Annotated in this window: 15 protein-coding genes and 1 pseudogene; 10 read left to right on the forward strand and 6 right to left on the reverse strand. The window is 61.0% G+C overall.

Going from position 1 to position 22,303, the window contains the following annotated elements; translation table 11 throughout:
- Window positions 1-369, reverse strand: a pseudogene (locus RSB01_RS03985) (urocanate hydratase); the annotation flags it as partial.
- Between the two features lie 87 nt (window positions 370-456).
- Here RSB01_RS03985 and RSB01_RS03990 point away from each other — a divergent pair.
- The 6 genes from RSB01_RS03990 to RSB01_RS04015 all read left to right on the forward strand — a co-directional run bounded on the left by RSB01_RS03990 (window position 457) and on the right by RSB01_RS04015 (window position 6,729).
- On the forward strand, window positions 457-1,155 hold the full coding sequence (locus RSB01_RS03990; RefSeq protein WP_332590183.1) for a UTRA domain-containing protein: 699 nt from the start codon (window positions 457-459) through the stop codon (window positions 1,153-1,155).
- A 2-nt stretch (window positions 1,156-1,157) separates the two neighbouring features.
- Entirely contained in the window at window positions 1,158-2,048 is an 891-nt protein-coding gene (locus tag RSB01_RS03995; RefSeq protein ID WP_332590182.1) for an agmatinase family protein, read from the forward strand.
- Complete coding sequence (gene hutI, locus RSB01_RS04000) at window positions 2,045-3,262, forward strand: imidazolonepropionase (RefSeq protein ID WP_332590181.1); 1,218 nt, start codon at window positions 2,045-2,047, stop codon at window positions 3,260-3,262. The genes RSB01_RS03995 and hutI overlap by 4 nt, the downstream gene beginning before the upstream one ends.
- 84 nt (window positions 3,263-3,346) lie before the next feature.
- The gene (locus tag RSB01_RS04005; RefSeq protein ID WP_332590180.1) at window positions 3,347-3,907 is read left to right on the forward strand and encodes a helix-turn-helix domain-containing protein; all 561 of its coding nucleotides are present in this window, start codon (window positions 3,347-3,349) and stop codon (window positions 3,905-3,907) included.
- Window positions 3,904-5,592, forward strand: coding sequence for an MFS transporter (locus RSB01_RS04010; protein ID WP_332590179.1), 1,689 nt, complete (start codon window positions 3,904-3,906; stop codon window positions 5,590-5,592). The genes RSB01_RS04005 and RSB01_RS04010 overlap by 4 nt, the downstream gene beginning before the upstream one ends.
- A gap of 12 nt (window positions 5,593-5,604) precedes the next feature.
- Window positions 5,605-6,729, forward strand: a complete 1,125-nt coding sequence (locus RSB01_RS04015; protein ID WP_332619712.1) for an HlyD family secretion protein — start codon at window positions 5,605-5,607, stop codon at window positions 6,727-6,729.
- A gap of 17 nt (window positions 6,730-6,746) precedes the next feature.
- On the opposite strand, the gene RSB01_RS04020 is transcribed toward RSB01_RS04015, so the two are convergent.
- Both RSB01_RS04020 and RSB01_RS04025 read right to left on the reverse strand, forming a co-directional pair.
- On the reverse strand, window positions 6,747-8,105 hold the full coding sequence (locus tag RSB01_RS04020) for a sigma-54 dependent transcriptional regulator (protein ID WP_332590643.1): 1,359 nt from the start codon (window positions 8,103-8,105) through the stop codon (window positions 6,747-6,749).
- 4 nt (window positions 8,106-8,109) lie between these two features.
- Window positions 8,110-9,876, reverse strand: a complete 1,767-nt coding sequence (locus tag RSB01_RS04025; RefSeq protein ID WP_332590644.1) for an ATP-binding protein — start codon at window positions 9,874-9,876, stop codon at window positions 8,110-8,112.
- A gap of 293 nt (window positions 9,877-10,169) precedes the next feature.
- Between RSB01_RS04025 and RSB01_RS04030 the strand changes: the two genes are divergently transcribed.
- Genes RSB01_RS04030 through RSB01_RS04040 form a run of 3 tightly spaced genes read left to right on the forward strand, consistent with a single transcriptional unit; the run spans window position 10,170 to window position 15,973 of the window.
- Window positions 10,170-11,519 (forward strand): dicarboxylate/amino acid:cation symporter, encoded by a 1,350-nt coding sequence (locus RSB01_RS04030; protein ID WP_332625101.1) that lies wholly within the window; start codon window positions 10,170-10,172, stop codon window positions 11,517-11,519.
- Between the two features lie 56 nt (window positions 11,520-11,575).
- Window positions 11,576-14,605: a TonB-dependent receptor gene (locus RSB01_RS04035; protein WP_332590645.1), complete on the forward strand. Its 3,030-nt coding sequence runs from the start codon at window positions 11,576-11,578 to the stop codon at window positions 14,603-14,605.
- A gap of 21 nt (window positions 14,606-14,626) precedes the next feature.
- Window positions 14,627-15,973, forward strand: coding sequence for a hypothetical protein (locus RSB01_RS04040; RefSeq protein ID WP_332625090.1), 1,347 nt, complete (start codon window positions 14,627-14,629; stop codon window positions 15,971-15,973).
- 15 nt (window positions 15,974-15,988) lie between these two features.
- Here the strand turns inward: RSB01_RS04040 and cueR are convergent, their stop codons facing one another.
- Entirely contained in the window at window positions 15,989-16,405 is a 417-nt protein-coding gene (cueR, locus tag RSB01_RS04045) for a Cu(I)-responsive transcriptional regulator (protein ID WP_332590647.1), read from the reverse strand.
- Window positions 16,406-16,420: 15 nt separating this feature from the next.
- Complete coding sequence (locus RSB01_RS04050) at window positions 16,421-18,904, reverse strand: heavy metal translocating P-type ATPase (protein WP_332590648.1); 2,484 nt, start codon at window positions 18,902-18,904, stop codon at window positions 16,421-16,423.
- Window positions 18,905-19,056: 152 nt separating this feature from the next.
- Between RSB01_RS04050 and RSB01_RS04055 the strand changes: the two genes are divergently transcribed.
- On the forward strand, window positions 19,057-19,245 hold the full coding sequence (locus RSB01_RS04055) for a heavy-metal-associated domain-containing protein (RefSeq protein WP_332590649.1): 189 nt from the start codon (window positions 19,057-19,059) through the stop codon (window positions 19,243-19,245).
- 442 nt (window positions 19,246-19,687) lie between these two features.
- Here the strand turns inward: RSB01_RS04055 and RSB01_RS04060 are convergent, their stop codons facing one another.
- Window positions 19,688-22,285 (reverse strand): M14 family metallopeptidase, encoded by a 2,598-nt coding sequence (locus RSB01_RS04060; RefSeq protein ID WP_332625091.1) that lies wholly within the window; start codon window positions 22,283-22,285, stop codon window positions 19,688-19,690.
- Window positions 22,286-22,303: the final 18 nt, after the last annotated feature.

Consider the following 22,303-nt stretch of genomic DNA (forward strand, 5'->3'; position numbering starts at 1 on the left):
ATCCAATTCGTTGAAATGCTCCCAGGTCGCCCATTTGGGAACGAGGTTGGAGTTGGCCAGCAGAACACGCGGCGCATCGGCATGGGTGCGGAATACGCCGACAGGCTTGCCCGATTGCACCAGCAGCGTCTCGTCTGCTTCCAGCTTTTGCAGTTGCTCGACAATGGTGTCGAAGGCCTGCCAGTTGCGGGCGGCCTTGCCGATACCGCCATAGACAACGAGGTCCTCGGGGCGTTCGGCGACGTCCGGATCGAGATTGTTCATCAGCATGCGCATGGCGGCCTCGGCAGCCCATGTCTTGGCGGTCTTTTCCGGACCGCGCGGACTACGGATGACTCTGGTATTTGGCTGGGTGTTAGACGTGGGCATCGAATCCTCCATGCGACGTAGAACGCCGTCGTGTTGGGCTCAGTGTTATGTCTAGACATTATTGTGCGCAAGAGGCAGTTTCACCCCATGGATCATGAACCGCTTCATCGCCGCATCGCGGGGGATATCGAGCGCCGTATCGCTTCGGGCGAATGGCAGCCGGGTTATCGCATCCCGACCGAGGCGGAACTGATGGCCGAATATGGCTGTGCGCGGATGACGGTGTCGCGGGCCATTACCGATCTTGCCGCGCGGGCTTTGGTGGTGCGGCGCAGGCGGGCGGGAACCGTGGTGGCGCATCCACCGGTACATTCGTCGGCTCTGGTTTCCATTCCCGATATCCAGTCCGAGGTCGAGGGCAGGGGGCTGACCTATAGCCACCGTCTGATGGGGCGGATTGTGCGCCCTGCCTTGGCACAAGAGGATATGGGCTCACGCGTGATCGAGCTTGAAACCCTGCACCTTGCCGGTGATGTGCCGTTTGTATTCGAGCGCCGCCTGATCGCGCTGGATGTGGCTCCCGACGCCGAGAACGCTGATTTTACGGCCCAACCGCCGGGGGGGTGGCTGTTGGCCAATATGCCGTGGACCGAGGCCGAGCACAGGATTTCGGCTGTCGGAGCGGACCGCGAAACGGCGGCAGGGCTGGGTCTGGCCGATGGGGCACCGTGCTTGAGTTTAGAGCGCCGTACGTGGCGCGATGGTCAAGGCGTCACATGGGCCTCGCAGATTTTTCCGGGTGGAGCCTATGATCTGGTTGCCCGTTTTTCACCGACAAAGGGTTGAGCATGGTTGATGTGTCTGAAGCTTTAGGCTGGCGCTCGGTCGGTGATCTGGTCGGGCATTATCCTGACGCAACGGTGGCCCTGATCGGTGCGCCGTTGAACGAGCGGTCACTGACACCGGGTCGGTGTGATCTGGGGCCAAAGGCTCTGCGCGGTGTGCTGCCACGCCTGTCCACCTATGACGTAGAGACGGAGCTGGAACTGGACATTCGCGTGCACGATGCGGGCGATGTGGCGCTAAAGGCTGTCTCTCCTTTCGATGCCTTCGTGCCGGTGCGCGATGCGGTAGCGGCGCAAAGCCATCGCGCCCTGACCATTCTGGTCGGCGGCAATAATGCCATCACGCGGGCGGGGGTTCATGCGCTGGGACTAGAGCGAGCAGGGCTGCTGACGCTGGATGCCCATTTTGACCTGCGCGACACCGATCAGGGGCTGACCAATGGCAATCCGGTTCAGGCGCTGCTGGATGACGGTATGGACGGGACACGCATCAGTCAGGTGGGCTTGGCCCCGTTTGCCAATACGCGCCGCGCCCACGAAAAAGCCAAAGCGGCGGGCATCAGTGTTCGCACCGTGCGCGAGTGCCGCGAGCAGGGTCTGGTCGCTGTGGTACAGCAGGAGTTGGAGCGTCTGTCGGCCCTATGCGAGGTCATCTATGTCGATTTCGACATCGACGTGATCGACCGCAGCCAGTGGCCCACCAGTCCGGGCGCAAGGCCGGGGGGCGTGTCGGTGCATGACTTCTTTGATGCGACCCGCGCCATTGCCGCCCATTCCAAGGTGCGGGCCGTGGACCTGACCGAATATGACCCGTCGCTGGAAGTCGGTGATCTGGGATCGCTGACGGCGGGGCGCTGGTTCTGTGAAATCCTGAGTGGAGTGGCTGCGCGATGATCGAAGCGGACCTGTTACTGACCCACTGCCACGTCGCCACCATGGTCGAGGGCGATCAGCCCTATGGTGCCATTGAGGATGCGGCGATCCTGTTGAAGGACGGACGTATTACGTGGATCGGTGCGCGTACGGACCTGCCTGTTCATAAGGCTGTGGAAACCCATGATCTGGGCGGGCGATGGGTCACGCCGGGGCTGATCGATTGCCACACCCATCTGGTATTCGGCGGGGACCGCTCGGGCGAGTTCGAACAGCGTCTTGAAGGCGTGACCTATGAGGAAATTGCCCGTGCAGGGGGCGGTATTGTTTCCTCGGTTCGGGCCACCCGCGAGGAGAGCGAGGAGCAGCTTTATGCCTCGGCGCTCAAACGCTTGCAGGGTCTCAAATATACCGGCGTCACGACGGTCGAGATCAAGTCCGGCTATGGTCTGGATCGCGACAGCGAGCTGAAAATGTTGCGCGTTGCCCGTCGTATCGGGCGCGAGGCAGGGGTGCGGGTTCGTACCTCCTATCTGGGGCTTCACGCTGTACCGCCCGAATATAAGGCGGATCGTGCGACCTATGTGGATAAGGCTGTGGATGACATCCTGCCCGCCGCCCATGCCGAGGGTCTGGTCGATGCAGTCGATGCCTATTGCGAGCCGATTGCCTTTTCGACCCAAGAGGTCAGCCGTCTGTTCGACAAGGCCGAACAACTGGGTCTGCCGGTCAAGCTGCATGCGGACCAGTTGTCGGATGGCGGTGGTGCTGCTCTGGCCGCCCGTTATCACGCACTTTCCGCCGACCATATCGAACACACGACCGAGGCGGGCGTTAAAGCCATGGCCGAGGCGGGTGTCGTTGCTGTGCTTTTGCCGGGTGCATTTTTGATGCTGCGCGAAACGCAGGTTCCGCCTGTTGCCTTGCTGCGCCAGTACGGCGTTCGCATAGCGGTCGCCACGGACTGCAACCCCGGCACTTCGCCGGTTGCGTCCATGACCGCAGCCCTCAATCTGGCTTGCGTCCAGTTCCGCCTGACACCGGCAGAAGCCTTGGCGGGCGTCACCTGCGAAGCGGCTAGGGCGCTGGGCATACTGGATGACGTCGGCACAATAGAGGTGGGCAAGGTCGCCGATCTGGCCGTCTGGGATATCCGCAGGCCTGCCGAGCTTTGCTACTGGCTGGGCACTCCGTTGTTGCACGCGACCTATAAAGACGGTGTCTCGCGCGTCTGAGACACCGCTCGTGAATTTGCACCAATCGGCGCGGCTCTGAAAACGCCCCTTGAATAAGTGGACAAAAGTGTCCACTTAGCCCGCATGACACGCCCCCTGCGACAGGACGCCGCACATCGCCGCGAGAATTTGCTTCTGACAGCAGAGCGCGTCTTTGCCCGCGACGGTCTGGATGTGCCGCTGCACGTCATCGCAGAAGAGGCGGGGGTGGGGCGGGCGACCCTGTACCGGAATTTTGCCGATCGATCCGAACTGGCACTGGCGGTTTTTCTGAAACAGATCGACGAACTGGCCGAGCGGACCAAGGCGCAACTTGCCGATCCCGATGCCTTCGTCTGGTTTCTGGAGCAGATGACGGCGCTGATGTTGTCCAGTGCGGGCCTGTCCAGCGCCATACGCGATTTGAAGGATGAAGCCCTCGCACCCATCCGTCAGGGGCTGAAAAAGGCGGGCGCGGAGGCACTGGCCGTATCGCAGGCTGCGGGCCGTATTCGTGGTGATCTGACCGCAGAAGATATTCGCGTCATTGCACTGATGCTGGGCGCACCGGCACGGACGGTACAGGTTAATGATCGTGTGGCCCTAAGCCAGCGGTCGCTGGAACTGGTTCTGGACGCGGTCCGGCTGCGGGCTGCTGCCCAATGAGCCGTCGTCAATGGAACCTGCCTTGGGATGAATATCTGGCGACACTCAAGCCGCACGAGCGGCCGATGTTGCCTGGATCCCCAGCGACACCGGATCACACAATCTGGTGGCGGCTGGCCTACGGATTAGTCGGTGTTCTGGTGACGCTGACCGGCAGTTTGGGCAATGCGTCGGTGACGGCAAACCTGCCGCAACTGGCTGCCGCCTTGGGCGTGACCACGACCGAGGCTGCATGGCTGCCGGTCGTTTTCGTCATGACCAATGCCTGCATGAACCTGTTGCTGGTCAAGTTCCGTATGCAGTACGGATTGCGGCTTTTCACCGAAATCATCCTGATCGTGTTTCTGGCCACCACAGTGGCGCACCTGTTTTTGAATGATTTCGGATCGACCCTTGTGGTGCGCGGCATTGCCGGTATGGCGGCGGCAGGCATGTCGACCTTGGGTATTCTCTATATCCTTCAGGCCTTTCCGGCACAGCACCGCCTGAAGGGCATTATCATCGGTGTCGGCCTGTCCAGTCTGGCCATTCCGCTGGCGCGGCTGGGCGTGACGCACCTGCTGGATCTGGACCAGTGGCGGGCCTTTTACATGTTCGAACTGGGTCTGGTTATGGTGGCGCTGCCGGCAGTGTTCGCTTTGAAGATGCCGCCGTCGCAGCGCGTGCGCGTTTACGAGAAGCTGGATTTCGTCACCTTCGCCCTGTTTGCGCCGGGGGTTGCGCTGCTGACCGCTGTGCTGGGTCTGGGCCGTGTGGTCTGGTGGACCGAGGCGGCATGGATTGGATGGGCTCTGGTCGGGGCGATCGTGCTGCTGACGGGCGCAATATTGATCGAGTATAACCGCGCCAATCCGCTGATCGATATCAAATGGCTGGCAGGGCGCGATCTCGTGCGGCTGCTCCTCGCCATTCTTCTGGTACGCATTGTTTTGTCGGAACAGACGACAGGCGCGGTCGGCTTTTTGCAACAGATGGGTCTGGTGCCCCAACAGATTCAGGGACTGTTCCTTGTGATCCTGTTCGCCACCGGCGCGGGATCTTTAATCAGCGCCCTGACCCTGAACCCGACGAAGTTGTGGAAGCCCATTTCGATTGCTCTGGCCATGATTGCGTTCGGGGCATTTCTGGACAGCCATGCGACGGTTCTGACGCGGCCTGTGAACCTCTATTTCAGTCAGGCGCTTCTGGCTTTTGCAGCGGCCTTCTTTATCGGCCCGACGATGATTATCGGTTTCGGGCAGGTGCTTCAGACCGGCGGCAAGAGCGTCATCAGCTTTATTGTATTGTTCTCGATTGGCCAGAATGTTGGCGGGCTGATGGGATCGGCCCTTGTCGGAACCGTCCAGACCTTGCGCGAGAAATTCCATTCCAATCAGTTGGCCGAAGGCATCAGTATGGGCGATCCCGAGACGGTGCTGCGGTTGCAACAACTGGGCGGTGCCTATGCCCATGTGATCGAGGATCCGGCTCAGCGCCAGATCGCAGCCCTTGGCTTGCTACAGCAACAGGTCAGCCAGCAGGCTCAGGTTCTGGCCTATAATGATGTGTTCCTGTTGATTGCTATTGCCGCTGCCATCGGGGCCGTCTGGGTGGCTGTGAACCATTTGCGTCCCCGTATAGAGGCGCGCCGCGCCGCCAAACATGCTTCTGATGCTGCAGCGACTGCTGCGGCCAGTGCCGAATAACCGGACAAGACCATGACCGACACGCCCCCGACATCACCGGCTCCTTCATCCGACGCTCCACCTGCTGCGGCACCTGCCGCTGCGCCGCCGGTTCCTGCGCCATCCAACAGCCGCCGCGTGATGTGGGGTGTTGTTCTGGTGGCAATGGCGCTGGTCGGGGTTGGCTTGATCCTTCATGCGTGGCGTCTGCCGCCCTTCTCGGGCGGTCCGCAAACCACAGACAATGCCTATGTGCGCGGGCAGGTGACGATCATCAGCCCGCAGGTCAGCGGGTCTGTCACCTCGGTCAAAGTGCAGGACTTTCAGAGCGTGAAGCAGGGACAGTTGCTGGCGACCGTTGACGACCGCATCTATCGCCAGCGCCTGGAGCAGGCGCAGGCCGATCTGCATGCGGCGCAAGCCGCCTTGGCCAACTCGGCCCAAAGTCAGGCCTCTGCCCGTGGGTCGGTAGCCCAGACGCAGGCCTCTATTGCCGCAGCCCAGTCCGCAGTGACCAAGGCGCGCGCCGATGCCAATCGTGTGCAGACCCTGTTTCAGGGCGGCTGGGTGGCACAGGCTCAGGTCGATGTGGCGCAAAATGCCCTGCGGGCTTCCGAAGCCCGTCTGGCCGAGGCCCGCGCGACCGAAGAGGTTGCACGCACGGGTGTGACCTCGGCTGTTGTTGGCCGAGGCTCTCTGGAAGCCAGTGTAGAGAATGCCAGCGCCAAGGTGCGATTGGCCCAGATCGATCTGGACAATGCGCGCATTCTGGCACCGCGTGACGGTCGCCTTGGAGAGGTTACGGTACGTCAGGGGCAACTGGTTTCTGTCGGTACGCAGCTGATGGCACTGGTGCCGGACGTGATCTGGATCAACGCCAATATGAAGGAAACCCAGATGCGCGATGTGCGCGTGGGGCAACCTGTCGAGATCACGGTGGATGCACTGGGCGGACGGGTGCTGAAAGGCAAGGTGGAGCGTATCTCTCCAGCCACCGGCTCGGAGTTCAGCATTATTCGTCCCGATAATGCCACGGGCAATTTTACCAAGGTCGCCCAGCGTATTCCGGTTCGCATTACCGTCGATGCAGGTCAGGAAGGCATTGAACGCCTGTCGCCCGGCATGTCCGTCACCGCCCGCATTCAGGTGAAGAAGTAGGGGGCTAAGGTTCGGCTCTAGGGTTTGGCGCGATAGTTCGAGGGCTGGATGCCGTATTTCTTCAGCTTGTCGTAGAGGGTCTTGCGCGGGATTTGCAGCCGCTCCATGGCCTCGACGACATTGCCTCCGGTTTCATTCAGGGTGTCATTGAGGATGCTGGCCTCGAAACGGGCCACACGGTCGCCAAGGCTGCTGGGCTGGTCGGTATGGGGTGATGGCGCGGTTTCGAGACCCAGAGCGAACCGCTGGGCATAGTGGGCCAGTTCTCGGATGTTTCCGGGCCAGTCATGCTCCATCAGATGCGCCCTGACGGTGTCGGTTATCAGCGGCATTTCCCCCGCAGGGCGACTGGGGACGCGGGTCAACAGACTGGCAAACATCAGCGGGATGTCCTCGCGACGTTCCCGCATGGGCGGTACGCGCAAGCGCACGACATTGAGCCGGTAATAGAGATCTTCTCGCACCCGCCCGTCTGCCATGGCTTGCGCCAGATCATCGCTGGCCGAGGCCATGATGCGCAGGTCCACATGGCGCGGCTGATGGGCACCAATAGGGTGGATTTCGCGCTCCTCTAGAACCCGTAACAGTTTGACCTGCGCGGATAGGGGCATGGTCTCGACGGCATCCAGAAACAGCGAACCGTTATGGGCCCGCTCGACATGGCCGATCCGGTGGCGCGTCGCACCGGCAAAGGCCCCCATTTCATGGCCGAATAGTTCGCTTTCGATAAGGCCCTCGGGCAGAGCCCCGCAGTTCACAGCCACAAAGGGGTGGGGGCGCCGTCGTCCGCCACTGTGCAGCGCCCGCGCGACAGCTTCCTTACCCGTACCCGTTTCGCCTTCGATCAGCACATCCATGCGGGCATCGGCGATCTGGGCAATCGTGGCGCGCAGGTTGCGTATAGCCGGACTATTGCCCAGCAGGGGCAGTTCCATGCCCGCTTCGGACGCGAGCGCCGTCAGGCGACGATTGTCCAGAACCAGAGCCCGTTTATCGAGCGCGCGGTTCAGGCTGTCTTGCAGTCGCTCGAAGGCGAAGGGTTTGGTGACAAAGTCATAGGCCCCTTCGCGCATGGCAGAGACGGCATCGGTCACATCGCCATGGCCGGTAATCAGGATGACAGGCAGGGCCGGATCCAGGCTTTGAATCCGGCTGAGTACCTGCCGTCCGTCCAGACCGGGCATACGCAAATCGGTGACGATGATACCGGCATGGTCGGCACCGATCTCGGCCAGCGCCGTTTCGGCATTGGCGTAAACAGATACCGTCAGGCCCGCCAACTCCATGCGCTCTGCGAGGGCTATGCGGAAATCATCGTCATCTTCAATGAGCGTGACATGGGTCAGGCGGGTAAATCCGGTGGAAGGCTGGCTCATGGGATCAGGCACGCTTGAGGGTCATAGAGAAACAGGCACCGGTATTGGTGGGCACATGACTTAGCTCGCCGCCAAATCCGGCGATGATGTCGCGGCAGATGACCAGACCTAGCCCCAGCCCGTTCTCCTTGCTGGTGACAAAGGGCGTAAAGAGCTGCGAGGCGATGGCCGCGTCGATACCCGTGCCATTGTCGGCGATGCGTATCGTGACGTCATTGGCCGAGGTGCGGACCGACAGGCTGATGACCGGCTCTTCGATGTTGGTCAGGGCTTCGATGGCATTCTGCATCAGATTGACAATGACCTGTTCCAGCCGGAAGCGGTCCCCCAGAACGGTCACGCCTGCGGGAGTGTCGCGTTCAAACTGTACGCCCGCCTGTTTCAGTGTTCCGCCGAGTAACAGCAGGGCACCGTCGATGGCTTCGTTGATGTCGATGGGCTTGAGGCGGGGTTCGCTTTTACGCGAGAAGGACAGCAATTCGTGGGTGATGGCCCCGATGCGCGCGGTGAGACCTGCGATCCGTTCCAGCGCAGTGACAGCCTTGGGCGGCTGGCCCTGTTCAAGATAGGCCATCGCTGTTTCCGCCTGCGTGCGGATGGCGGCTACAGGCTGGTTTATTTCATGGGCCACACCGGCGGCGATCTGTCCTAACGCTGCAAGCTTGCTGGCTTGTACCAGTTCGTGGCGCAGAGCTTCGCGACTGGCCTCGGCGCGGATACGTTCCTCGATCTGGCTATTGAGCGCCAGATTGGCATCTCTTAGATCGCGTGTTCGCTCCTCGATCCGCTGCTCCAGTTCCAGCCTGTTGGCTTCTGTAGCCTTTTGGCGGGCAACCATTTGCTGGCGGCGGCGCAAGAAGAAGGCGGCGATGGCAAAGGCCAGGGTCAGGAACAGTCCGGCCAGGATACGCGCATTGGCCACGGCGGTTTCTATCATGCCGCGCGATGATATCAGCAGGTGCAGGGTCCAGCCGGGCGATGCCGTCGGGGCACTGGCATGGATCCATGTCTGATGGATGCCATCAACTGTGGCTTCAACCTGTCGGCTGCCGTTTGCCGGAGGGGTCGTGAAGGGAAGGGGGCTGAGGGCTTCCTTGCCGAGCGTCTGGTCCGCCAGCGTCAGTTGACGACTACGGGCATCCAGCGGGCGCAGAGTGCGAAAACGCCATTCGGGTTCGCTGGTAATCAGGACCACGCCACCGGGATCGACCACATAGGCGGGCTCTGCTGATTTACGCCATTCGCTTTCCAGAGAGTCGAACTCGACCTTTACGACGATGACGCCGAGGCTGCGGTTCTGCGCATCGACAACGCGGTGGGCCAGAAACATGCCGGGTTTGCCGGACACGGTGCCAAGGGCAAAAAACTCGGCATATCCCTGATCTAGGGCCCTGATAAAATAGGGGCGAAAGCCGTAATTGGCACCGACAAAACTGCCCGCCGTATTCCAGTTGCTCGAAGCCAGCGTCAGGCCATCGGCCGAGACCACATAGATGGCCGAGGAGCGGGTGCGCTCCGACAGGGTCTCCAGCCGTTTGTTGAGGCCGTTGGTCAGGCGGGTGTCACGGGTCTGCAAGGTGCGGATAACATCGGGGTCTGTCGCCATTGCGGGCGGCAGGGCGCGATACTTTTCCAGTTCGCTGCGGAGGACCGAGGCGTGCAGAGCCGCCGAGCTATCGGCGTGGCGTGCCAACTCGCTGCGTGTCTGGTCGCGGGCCAGTTCGCCCCATGCGAAGGCCCCTGCGGTCGTTATGACAAGCCAGCCGACCACGAGTGCGATCCAGGGGCGCAAGGGGCGAGGCAATGCTAAGCGGGGGGCGGGCCATGACATGGAGGCAATATGCGGAAAACCGCACAATATAGCCATCTATGTGTGTGAAATATTGCACAAATATGTCCGCGCATTGCGTTGATACTTAATAATATTATTTAAAATCAGATAGATATAAATATTGCCTCAAGGTTTTGTGGCGACATCGGGGCGAGACATACTGGTCTAAAGCGCGACCTAGATCGCGCCACCGAGGAAGCCCGCGAGTTATCGCACCAGGAGCATATCGTTTGATCCCCGTTGCATCTGATCAGGTCGTCGTACGTCGGCCGTTTTATCGCCATCTGTATTTTCAGGTTCTTATGGCCATCGCGCTGGGGGCCCTCATCGGCCATTTCTGGCCCGATCTGGGCGAGAGCCTGAAGCCGCTTGGTGATGGCTTCATCAAACTGGTGAAGATGGTCATTGCGCCGGTGATCTTCCTGACGATCGTCACGGGCATTGCCGGTATGCGCGATCTGGCCAGTGTGGGCCGTGTGGCAGCCAAGGCTTTCGCCTATTTCCTGTTCTTCTCGACGCTGGCCCTGATCATCGGCCTGATTACGGCCAACCTGATCCAGCCGGGGCGGGGTCTGAATATTGATCCGGCAACCCTGAATGCCGGTGCTGTGGCCCAGTATGCGCAAGCGGCGCATGACAGCACCATTACCGGCTTCCTGATGAACATCATTCCCGACACCCTGATCAGCGGTTTTGTGAAGGGTGACATCCTGCAGGTGCTGTTCGTGTCGATCCTGTTTGGTATCGCGCTGGCGCTGAGCGGAGACCACGGCAAGCCGGTTCTCAAACTGTTCGACAGCATCAGTATTGCCGTATTCAAGCTGGTGGCGATCCTGATGAAGGCCGCCCCCATCGGGGCTTTCGGGGCCTTTGCCTTTACGATCGGAGCCTACGGCATCCGTTCGATTGCCAATCTGGCGGCTCTGATTGGCACATTTTATCTGACCTCGGCCCTGTTTGTGGTGGTCATTCTGGGGCTGGTTGGCCTGTTTAACGGCTTCTCGATTTTCAAGCTGATCCGCTATCTGAAAGAAGAGCTGCTGCTGGTTCTGGGGACGTCGTCGTCCGAAGCGGCTCTGCCCAGCCTGATGCAGAAGATGGAAAAAGCCGGTGCCGAGAAGTCGGTCGTCGGTCTGGTGGTCCCGACCGGCTACACCTTCAATCTGGACGGCACCAACATCTATATGACGATGGCGGCGCTGTTTATCGCGCAGGCCCTGAACATCGACCTGAGCCTTGGCGAGCAGGTCGCCCTGTTGCTGGTCGCCATGCTGTCGTCCAAGGGCGCGGCGGGCATTACGGGCGCAGGCTTTATTACACTGGCAGCAACCCTGTCGGTGGTTCCGGCTGTGCCGGTGGCCGGTATGGCGCTGATCCTCGGCATTGACCGCTTTATGAGCGAGTGCCGCGCACTGACGAACTTCATCGGCAATGCGGTTGCGACCATCGTCGTTGCCCGCTGGGAAGGGCGTCTGGATCGCGATGCCCTGAACGCCGCACTGAACGGTCGACCGCAACCACTGGCGGCTCAGCCCGATCCGGCCGCTGGCCCCGGTGATGACCTGACACTGGCGAACGACTGATCGCCGCAATCGAAAACAAATGGACCGCCCGAAAACGGGTGGCGAGGGAAAAACAAATGAGAACACAATCGAAATTGGCCTTGCTGGCGACGACTGCTTCGGCGGTTCTGATGGCGGGTAGTGTCCATGCCCAGGATTCCGAAGCCGTCACCCAGGTCGACGAGATCGTCGTGGTCGGCACCAATATCCGTGGCGCACGCACCACGGCGGCCCTGCCGGTCGTGGTCGCTAACCGCGAGCAGATCGATGCTACGGGGGCGACGACGGGCGACGAGTTGATGCGGACTATCCCGCAGATGGGCGACGTCTTGTTTGACAGCGCCAACAACCCACAGACCTCGAACTCGGCGCGTGGCGATGTGAACTCGGTCAACCTGCGCTCCTTGGGCGTGGGCAACACCTTGATGCTGCTGAACGGGCGCCGTCTGGTCCACCATCCGACCAGTCAAGGCACGTCCGACACCGGCACTGTTCCGGTACTCAGCTATAACTCGAATGCTGTGCCGGTCTCGGGACTGGAACGCATGGAGGTCCTGCTGGACGGCGCGGCGGCCATCTATGGTGCCGATGCGGTGGCAGGCGTGGTCAATACGGTTCTGCGCGACAACATCGACGGCCTGACCCTCAGCACCCGTTACGGCGGTGCCGAAGGCACACAGATGCGCGACTTTGAAACCAATCTGTACGCAGGCAAGAATTTCGATCGCGGCAATGTCTCGCTGTTCGCCAGCTATGCCAACCGCACGGCCCTGTGGGCGCAGGATCAGGCGTTTACCCGTACAGACGATCTGCGCGATCTGTTCGCCGACTATCCGGACTTTGCCGGTGTCCAGTCACTGGACGGTCGCTCGTCGCACACGCCGTGGGCTCGTTTGTCGGTCGGCAGCCGGGCGGTGATCCGCTCGAACGGTGTGGCGGTGACCAATGCGGCAGGCGCCTTCCGCTTCCAGCCAACCGAGTTCGGGTGCGGCGTGAATGTGGGTGGCGATATCTGCATTGCCAGCGGCAACCACAATTTCAACAGCACCAACCGCGAGATGCGTTACGACACGCGTCAGGACACCACTGTGCGTCCGTCGGTTGAACGTCTGAACCTGTTCGCGACCGGCCACTATGCCTTTGACAACGGTGTCGAAGCCTTTGGTGAAATCGGTTTCTACAGCGCCCATAGCCGCGCGGTTCAGCCGCCGGTGGTGAACCTGAACCAGATCTGGATTCCGGCCAGCAACTATTACAACCCGTTTGGCGCGACCCGTTTTGCCGATGGGTCTGTGAACCCTAACCGTCTGCCGGGCCTGAGTGGCGTACCGGCTGGCGGGCTGCCGGTGCTGATGACCAATTACCGCTTTGTCGACACCGGCTTCCAGGTCGTGAAGGTCGACAACTATCAGGCCCGCCTGCTGGGTGGCCTGCGTGGTGAATGGCGCGGTTTCGACTGGGAAACGGCGATGGTCTATTCGGAAGCCGAAGCCAAGGACATCTCGCCCAACGTCAATATGACGGCGCTGCAAAAGCAGATGGCTCTATCGACGCCGGATGCCTACAATCCGTTTAGCGGCGGTTGCGTGACGACCACCAGCTATGGCGATTGTTCGCCCAGTTCGCAGGCTGCCATCGACGCCATTGTCTTTGACATGCGTCGCGTAACGCGCACGACCCTGACCATGGCCGACTTCAAGCTGTCGCGTGGCGATATCTATAATCTGCCGGGCGGTCCGGTGGGCATGGCCTTTGGTATCGAAGCCCGTCGCGAGACCCAGAAGGATGACCGCGACGAGAATGTGGACGGCACCTACACCTTCACCGACATGGTGACGGGTGAGACCAACCAGTCCAACGTCTCGGCGGTCAGCCCCAACCCCGATACCTCGGGCAGCCGCGAAGTGTTCTCGACCTATATCGAGTTCGCTGTACCGCTGGTGTCGCCGGAGATGAATATCCCGCTGGTCTATCAGTTGGATATGCAACTGGCCGGTCGTTACGAGCACTATTCGGACTTTGGTTCGGTGGCCAAGCCCAAGATCGCAGTCGCCTGGGATGTCGTGCCGGGTGTCCGTGTTCGCGGTTCCTATTCGGAAGGCTTCCGTGCCCCGAACCTGGAGCAGACCAATGCGACCCAGTATGGGCGTCTGGCCAGCGGTATCGATTATGTACGTTGTGAAGCCGATCTGCGTGCAGGTCGTATCACCAGCTTCGCCCAATGCTCACAGAATACCTCGGGCGCATCGCTGCTGGTCGCGGGTAATCCAGATCTGCAACCGGAAGAGAGCACCAACAGCTCCTACGGACTGGTTCTGCAACCGTCCTTCATTCCTGAACAATTCGGCCAGTTCACCTTTACGGTCGACCGCTGGAAGATCGAACAGGACAAGATCGTCGGCCTGTTGGGCACCCAGACGGCTCTGGCTCTGGACTATCTGAACCGTGTTGAAGGTGGGTCGAATAGCTTGGTCAACCGTCGCGACCCGACCGTAGAGGACGAGGCTCTGTTTGCGGGCACCGGTCTGACGGCTGTAGGCGAAGTGGTGTCGATCAATGACAGCTTCATCAACCTGCAACCCCAAACCGTCAGCGGTCTGGATATCGGCATCAACTGGTCGCTGCGTCGCACCCGTTTCGGCACCTTTACCGTCGATATCAATGCCAGCAAGCTGGATGAGTTCACCCGTGATCCGGGCGATATCGTCAATGCGCTGTTTGCCGCCCGTGAGGCTGGCATCATCAATGCGGGCACGACCTTGCCGGATTCTGCGCAACTGATCGGCCAGAACGGCCGTCCGGAATGGCGCATGAATGCCAGCCTGACATGGCGCAAGGGGCCGTGGCGTGCGGGCATGTCCAGCCAGTATGTGTCCGACTTTGAACAGCCGGGTTTGCTGAGCATTAACGACGAGCCTTGGCAGGTGGCCTCGCGCCAGACGGTCAATGCCTATGTGGACTATGAATTCCCGCATGAAACCCGTGTACGCTTTGGCGTGCGTGACCTGACCAATGAAGGTCCGCCGCTGGCCGACAATGGCTATCGCGGTTCGGTTCACAGCCCGTGGGGCCGTTACTGGTATGCCAGCGCGACCAAGTCGTTCTGATCGGCTTCAGGGAATAGAAGAATGAAACGTCTTTGGGTTTCTTCGGGCGGCGCTGTGGTCGGGGCTATGTCGCTTGTGGCTTTTGCGGCTGCGGCAGAACCGGCAGTGATGGAAACATCACCCGCCGGTACAGCCGCCGCGACCTGTCCGGATTTTCTTCCGGACGGGACGCGCTGCTGGAAAGGGCAGGGACCCAAGGGCGGTTATTACTGGACCGCCATTCCTTCCAACTGGAATGGCGTTCTGGTGGTTCATTCGCATGGTGGCCCGCGCACCGCACAGCCCAAGGCGGATGATCCTCTCGAAGATCTTGAACGGTTCTCCATGACCGTGCGCGAGGGGTATGCGTGGACCGGGTCCACCTATCGGCGGGGTGGCTATGGCGTGCGTATGGCCGCAGAGGACACCAATGATGTCCGTCAGGTGTTCTGGGATACGTTCGGTCGTCCGCGCCGCACAATGCTTCACGGGCAGTCATGGGGCGCAAATGTCGCTGCCAAGGCGGCAGAGCTTTATGCTCGTGATGCCGAGGGGCAGGTGGTCTGGGACGGTGTGGTCCTGAGCAGCGGCGTGCTTGCGGGCGGTACAGAGGCCTACAGGTTCCGCGCCGACCTCAGAGCTGTCTATCAGTATTACTGCCAGAACCATCCGGCGCAGAACGAAGCCCAATACCCGCTGTGGCAAGGCTTGCCCGAGGGTGTGCGTATGACGCGGGCACAACTGGCCGAGCGGGTGCAGACCTGTACCGGTGTCGGCTTGCCTCAAGAGAACCGCACACCGGACCAGCAGCAGCGTCTGGCCGATATCCTGAATGTGGTCGGCATTGGTGAGAAGCAACTGGTCGCGCATCTGGCATGGGGGACCTTCCTGTTTCAGGATTTGGTCCAGAAGCGTCTGGATGGGCTGAACCCGTTCGACAATACCGCAACCGTCTATAGCGGCTCGCATGATGATGCCGCCCTGAATGCAGGCGTTGAACGCTTTAGTGCCGATCCGATGGCTGTGGCGCGACTAAGCTATGATGCCGACCTGTCGGGCATGATCGTGGCGCCGACCGTGACCATTCACGGCAAGTATGATCCAACAGCCTTTGTCTGGCATCAGGCCGCCTATCGCGATCGTGTCGATGCTGCGGGACGCTCGGACCTGTTGGTGCAGACCTTTACCAATGAATCCGAACACAGCGCCCTTAGCGCACCACAATATGTAGCCGTCTTCGAAGCCTTGATGCTGTGGCTGGATCAAGGTTTGAAACCCGACCCGTCCGGCATTGCCGAACTGTGCGAGGTCGCTGATGCTCGCTATGCGAAGGGCTGCCATTTCGACACCGACTTCGTGCCGGTGAACCCGCTATCGGGCGCTGAGTAGAGATAGGGCGACTAGTCAGGGTCGTGCAACACCCTGTCCATGACCGAGGGTTTCGAGGTCGGTCAGGATGGGGCAGTCGGGGCGGTGGTCGCCTGCGCAGCAGTCGGCAAGGGTTTGCAGGGTGTCGGCCATTTGCTGAAGGTTGGCGATCTTCTGGCGCAGGTCGGCGATGTGCGCGCGAGCGAGGGTTTTCACATCGGCGCTCTGGCGGCTGCGGTCCTGCCACAGGGCCAGTAACTCGGTGATCTCGGCAACCGAAAAGCCGAGATCACGCGAGCGGCGGATAAAGCGCAGGACATGCACATCCTTGTCGGAATAGTCCCGATAGCCGGAAGCCGTGCGATCCGCAGGCGGGATCAGGTCCGTCTGTTCGTAGTAACGGATCATCTTGGCCGAGACGCCCGAAGCGCGGGCTGCATCACCGATATTCATGTCCTGCGTTCCTTCTTAACGGGCGTTTGCGGGCGGCTGCCAGCCTTTGAGGCGCAGGGCATTGCCCAGCACAAACACGGACGACAGCGCCATGGCACCGGCAGCAAACACCGGCGACAACAGGATGCCGAAGGCCGGATAAAGCACACCCGCTGCCACAGGGATCAGGGCCGTATTATAGGCAAAGGCCCAGAACAGGTTCTGCTTGATGTTGCGGAGGGTGCCTTGCGACAGGGCGATGGCATTGGGCACGCCTGTCAGACTGCCGGACATCAGAACCACATCGGCGGCCTCGATGGCGATATCGGTGCCGGTGCCGATGGCAATGCCGACATCGGCTTCGGCAAGGGCAGGGGCATCGTTGATGCCGTCACCGACAAAGGCCAGCTTGCCGTATTCGGCCTTGAGGGCTTTTACCTTCTCGACCTTACCCTCGGGCAGGACCTCGGCAACCACAAGGTCGATGCCCAACTGGCGGGCAATGGCCTCGGCGGTGTGGCGGTTGTCGCCGGTGATCATTGCCACCTTCAGACCCAGTTCGTGCATGGCGGCAATGGCGCGCGGCGTCGATTCCTTGATCGGATCGGCCACGGCGACAATGGCGGCCAGACGACCGTCAATGGCGGCATAGAGCGGCGACTTGCCCTCGCTGCCCAGACGCTCGGCCGTATTGGCAAAGGCGCTGACGTCCAGACCCAGTTGTTCCATATAGCGGTCGGCACCGACCTCGATGCGCTGGCCGTCGATCTCGGCTTTGACGCCAAAACCGGTAACGGATTCAAACTTGGCAATCGCGGGCAGGGTCAGTCCTTCGCCTTCGGCGGCATCGACAATGGCGCGGGCGATCGGGTGTTCGGACTTGGCCTCTACGGCAGCCACGCGGGCCAGAACGGTGTCGCGCTCAAACCCGTCGGCGACTTCCAGATCGGTTAGGGCGGGCTTGCCTTCGGTCAGTGTGCCGGTCTTGTCGACGGCGACGACCTTGGCGTCTTTCAGCAGCTGCAGCGCCTCGCCCTTGCGGAACAGCACGCCCATTTCGGCACCACGGCCAGTACCAACCATGATCGAGGTCGGCGTGGCCAGACCCATGGCACAGGGACAGGCGATGATCAGGACTGCCACGGCATTGATCAGGGCAAAGGTCAGGGCAGGCGACGGGCCGAACACCAGCCAGACAAGGAAGGTCAGCAGCGCGGCACCAATAACCGCAGGCACGAACCACATGGTGATGCGGTCGACCATGGCCTGAATGGGCAGTTTGGAGCCTTGGGCCTGTTCAACCATGCGGATGATCTGGGCCAGAACCGTCTGGCCGCCGACGGCGGTCGCACTAAAGGCCAGTGCGCCCTTCTGGTTGACGGTGCCGCCCACGACTTCGCTGCCGATGGTTTTGGCGACAGGGATAGGCTCGCCGGTGATCATGGATTCATCGACATAGCTGTCGCCCTCGACCACCTGCCCATCCACGGGCATGCGCTCGCCGGGGCGTACCTCGACGATGTCACCGGGCACGACCTCGGCAATGGCGACTTCCAGTGTCTGACCATCGCGGCGCACGCGGGCGGTCTTGGCTTGAAGGCCGACCAGACGCTTGATGGCTTCGGAAGTGCGGCCCTTGGCGCGCGCCTCCATATAGCGTCCTGCAAGGATCAGGGTGACGATGACGGCGGCGGCTTCGTAATAGACGTTCACCGTGCCACTGGGCAGCAGTTGCGGCGCAAAGGTCGCCACCAGCGAATACAGATAGGCCGCCATGGTGCCGACCGACACTAGCGAATTCATATCGGGGGCCAGACGCAACAGCGCCGGAATACCCTTTTGATAGAAACGCAGGCCCGGAATGAACAGCACCAGCGAAGTCAGGGCAAATTGAAGATACCAGCTGTTCTGCATGCCGATGGTGTTCATCACCAGATCATGCACGGCAGGGATCATGTGCGATCCCATCTCCACAGCAAAGACGGGCAGGGTCAGGATACCGGCAATCAAGGTGTCGCGTTTCAGCGTGGCCTGTTCGGCATCTTTCTTGGCGGCCTGAGCCTCGGCCTGATCACTGCCATTATCCACCAGACGGGCGGTATAGCCGGTTTTGGCGACGACCTTGATTAGGGTGTCGGCATCGACCGCGCCGCTGATGGTGGCACGTTCGGTGGCAAGGTTCACGGTGGCGGCGGTCACGCCGGAAACAGCTTTCAGAGCCCGTTCTACATTGCCGACACACGAAGCGCAGGTCATGCCTTCAATGGCCAGTTCGATGTTAGAGGCGGGAACGCTATAGCCAGCGGTTTCAACCGCCTTGACCAGAGCGGCACGGTCCACGCTGTCATCGGCGCGGATTTCAGCGCGCTCGGTGGCCAGATTGACGCTGACCTTCTCGACACCCGCGACCTTGTTCAGTTGCGCCTCGACGCGGCCAACGCACGAGGCGCAGGTCATGCCCTCGATAGGCAGGGTTATTGTCTCGAATGACGCGGGGCCGGTTTTTGCCGGGGTTTTCATAGCGCTTCCTCACAGCTTCTGTTCGATCTCGCAAGGAAGGTGGGGCTTCCCATCGTTGGAAGGTCAAGGGTGAAAACGACATATAATGTCTCTTGACCTTACCACCATGGGAAGCCCTATCCGGTGGTGGCCAGGAGGCAATGGAGTTGATTATGCAGTTTTCTATCGCACGTATGTCCTGTGGCGGATGCGTAAAGGCCATTACCGCAGCCATCGCCTCGATCGATGCAAACGCCAAGGTCGAAGCAGACACTGCGACCAAGCTGGTGACGGTCGAAACCTCGGCCAGCCGCGAAGATATTCTCAGCGCGCTGGATGCCGCAGGTTATCCCGCGACCTAGGATTTCAAGCGCAGCCGGTCTTCAAATGGGTGTGTGTGCTCCATGCCGCCTATGATGAAGACCGGTGCGCGGATTAGGACGGCGATGCCATCCGGTTGTCTGCCGTCTAGGATTTAATACGCGCGAAATGAGCTGATTCGGATGGGAGTGGCGAGCTCAGGGCGCAGTGGCAAGCTGACCGCATAGGTTTGCCCCAGCATGTCTAGTATGGCCTCTGTGCGGGCCTCGGCGGTCGAGTAATAGACCGAGCGGGACTGGCACCGTGTCTTGACCAGACCCGCTTGACGTATTGATCGGCTAAATCCGCTGACGATCCAGTATTATCGAGTTTCGATAGTTTTCTCAGCGTCTCATTTCTTCGACATGAATAAGAACCGAGGTATGCAAGCTTGAAAAACCATGCGCCCAAGGGCCATTGAGGCTCTCAAGCGCATGGTCAGACTCAGCGGCGGTTGTTTGTCGCGAGGTGGTTGCCGAAGAAGAGGCTGTTGATCAGCAGGCGCTCGGTCCCAAGCCAGTATTTGCGGTGGGCGGGATCGTCGGCGAACAGCACCACGGTGCCGGAACCTATCGGATTGACCTGTGCCCACACCGAACCGGCGGCCTGACGACGCAGCGCATCGGGCAGATAGCCGTTCACCTGTGGCTCGGCGTCGATACGCACCACATTGGCAAACGGATCGGCGACAGGCGTCAGGGTGATGGCGGTTTCCTTGTTCACGAACAGGTCGCGACGCGATAGGCCGAACGCCAGAGGGTGGGTGATGTCGGCATCCGCAGACAGGGCGTTACCCGCTGTGCGTTGTTCCCCTTGAACCGTACTGCGGTCGGCATAGTCGCGACGGTCATCGGCCTTGTCGTCCTTGGCTTCTTCGCGCTCGGCCTGAGGGGCCAGACCATTGGTTGCCGCCCATGTGGTGGCAGAGCCGAACACAACCAGTGAACCTCCACGACGGACCCATGCCTTGATGGCGTCGACAGCGGGTTGGCCAAGGCCGTCATAACGCCCGCCCGACAGGACGATGCTGTCATAATTGTCCAAGTCGATACGGCCCAGTTGCGAAGGATCCAGACGGGTGGTCGGATAGTGAAGGCGCTCGCTAAGGGCAAACCATGTCGAGCCGATTTCGGTGGCATTGACGCCTTCGCCGACCACCAGCGCAATGCGCGGCGCGCGCACCACCTTCACACTGTTGCTGCCCAGATCGACACCGGAAATGACCTGACCACTGCCAAGGCCATAGGCGGTGACGCCAGCTTCACGGGCGGCTTCGTCGACGGTCTGGCGTAGGGTGGCCGCATCGAGCGACTGGCCACTGGCTGTGATGACCAGAGAGCCACGCTCGAAGCGGGTTTCGCCATTGCCGGTGCGGCTTGTGAAGGGCTCGAAGGCCGTGCGGACGCGGACATCCTTTTGCAGCAAGGTCGCCAGAAGTCGGGGCGCATTCTGGTCGCGCCAGTCCACGGCATAGGCATAGGCCGTGTCAGGACCGCTGACCCCGCCTTGCGCCGCCGGAATAGCGGTCAGTGCTGTGCCGATAGCAGGGACGCGGCGCAGGCCGGTGCTGTTCAGATTATAAGCTAGCGCTATCGAATAGGAGGTGCTGCCGTAAACGCTGCCTTTGGTCGGCGGTGTCCGGTCGAAGATGGAGTGGATCAGTCGGAACTGAGGCTGGGCCGAGGGCACCACATAGGCCGAACCCGGCTCGAAGGTGCGTCCATCCTGCGTGATGCGCTCGTTCAACGGATAGACCTGAATGCGGTGAGCCTGCAGCAACTCCAATGTCTGGCGGGTCAGGCCGCTATTGGCGGGGTCACCGAATACGAAGGCCTGTGACGTGTGCCGACGACCCTGATCGACGGCAGAACGGAAGAAGTCGCGTTGGAAAGCGAGAAGTCCGGCACGCTCTGCCACGGCGCCGCGAATGGTCGCCAAGCCGACATTGGTCTGGTTGCGGATGGTAAAGGGGAAGGTGAGGGGGCCGTTTGACGTCTCCTGAACCAGCCCACGCGAGGAGGCCTGTTCGACCGTCACGCCGATGCCGCCGTGGAAGTCCGGATAGGTCGAGCCATAGACCGGCGAGAAGTTGTCGAAGACCTCGCGGGTGAAATACAGCGAGCCCAGATTATCCAGCGCCTGTGCGTGATACTTGGCCAGGGTCACGTTCCACTCATAGGCGGCGCGCGGCAGAAGCGGGCTCTCCATAGAGGCGGGCGATGGCTCGAAATAATAGGTGCTTTCGGCCCCCATCTCGTGGAAGTCGATCTGGAAGTTGGGCTTCCAACGGTGGAAGGCTTCCAGCTTGGCGCGGGTCTCGGTTTGGGTGATGGCCAGCCAGTCGCGGTTCAGGTCGGTGAAGTAGTGGTTGATGCGACCGGCAGGCCAGGCCTCGACATGTTCCTTGTCCTGCGGGTCAGAGGACGCAGGATTGCTTTTCCACGCATTGTGCCAGTTGGCGGCGCGGTCGCGACCATCTGGGTTCTGGGAAGGGTCGATGACGATGACGGCCTTGTCGAGCCATTCCAGCGTTTCAGGCGAGCGGCTAGCGGCCAGATAATACGCCGTCATCAGCATGGCCTCTCCACTGGAGGTCTCGTTGCCATGGACGCTGTAGAACAGGCCGACCACGACAGGTTGATCCGCCGTTATGGCTGGCCCGTTCGTATCGGCCACGCTGGCATGGACGCGCTGGATGTCGTCAATGCGCGACTGGTTGGAAGCCGAGGTGATTACCACCGACAAGAGCGGGCGGTGTTCGTAGGTGGAACCGATTGTCTCGACCGTTACCCGATCCGACAGGCGTTCCAGCTCTTTCAGATAGGCCACGATCTGGTCGTGGCGCGTATAGTGCGACCCGACCGGATAGCCGAGGAAGGCTTCGGGCGTCGGGATGGCCGGATCAAAATCCGCGGCGGTGGCTTGCGGAAAATAATAGCTGCTCTGGGCTGAAACCGTCGCCGGAGCTGCCAGTAAGGCAGCTCCGAACAGTACCGCTGCGGCGGCGCGTCTGGCGAAACGGGTCGTCGTTTTCACGTTCATAATATCCCCCGATAAAAC

The sequence above is a fragment of the Brevundimonas sp. genome (assembly GCF_036659295.1).
In the GTDB taxonomy this organism is placed as follows: domain Bacteria; phylum Pseudomonadota; class Alphaproteobacteria; order Caulobacterales; family Caulobacteraceae; genus Brevundimonas.

Excerpts from the sequence above, each read along its gene's own strand:
- RSB01_RS03990 (WP_332590183.1), top strand. The coding sequence starts at position 457 with ATGGATCATGAACCGCTTCATCGCCGCATCGCGGGGGATATCGAGCGC.
- RSB01_RS03995 (WP_332590182.1), top strand. The coding sequence starts at position 1,158 with ATGGTTGATGTGTCTGAAGCTTTAGGCTGGCGCTCGGTCGGTGATCTG.
- hutI (WP_332590181.1), top strand. The coding sequence starts at position 2,045 with ATGATCGAAGCGGACCTGTTACTGACCCACTGCCACGTCGCCACCATG.
- RSB01_RS04005 (WP_332590180.1), top strand. The coding sequence starts at position 3,347 with ATGACACGCCCCCTGCGACAGGACGCCGCACATCGCCGCGAGAATTTG.
- RSB01_RS04010 (WP_332590179.1), top strand. The coding sequence starts at position 3,904 with ATGAGCCGTCGTCAATGGAACCTGCCTTGGGATGAATATCTGGCGACA.
- RSB01_RS04015 (WP_332619712.1), top strand. The coding sequence starts at position 5,605 with ATGACCGACACGCCCCCGACATCACCGGCTCCTTCATCCGACGCTCCA.
- RSB01_RS04020 (WP_332590643.1), bottom strand. The coding sequence starts at position 8,105 with ATGAGCCAGCCTTCCACCGGATTTACCCGCCTGACCCATGTCACGCTC.
- RSB01_RS04035 (WP_332590645.1), top strand. The coding sequence starts at position 11,576 with ATGAGAACACAATCGAAATTGGCCTTGCTGGCGACGACTGCTTCGGCG.
- RSB01_RS04040 (WP_332625090.1), top strand. The coding sequence starts at position 14,627 with ATGAAACGTCTTTGGGTTTCTTCGGGCGGCGCTGTGGTCGGGGCTATG.
- cueR (WP_332590647.1), bottom strand. The coding sequence starts at position 16,405 with ATGAATATCGGTGATGCAGCCCGCGCTTCGGGCGTCTCGGCCAAGATG.
- RSB01_RS04050 (WP_332590648.1), bottom strand. The coding sequence starts at position 18,904 with ATGAAAACCCCGGCAAAAACCGGCCCCGCGTCATTCGAGACAATAACC.
- RSB01_RS04055 (WP_332590649.1), top strand. The coding sequence starts at position 19,057 with ATGCAGTTTTCTATCGCACGTATGTCCTGTGGCGGATGCGTAAAGGCC.
- RSB01_RS04060 (WP_332625091.1), bottom strand. The coding sequence starts at position 22,285 with ATGAACGTGAAAACGACGACCCGTTTCGCCAGACGCGCCGCCGCAGCG.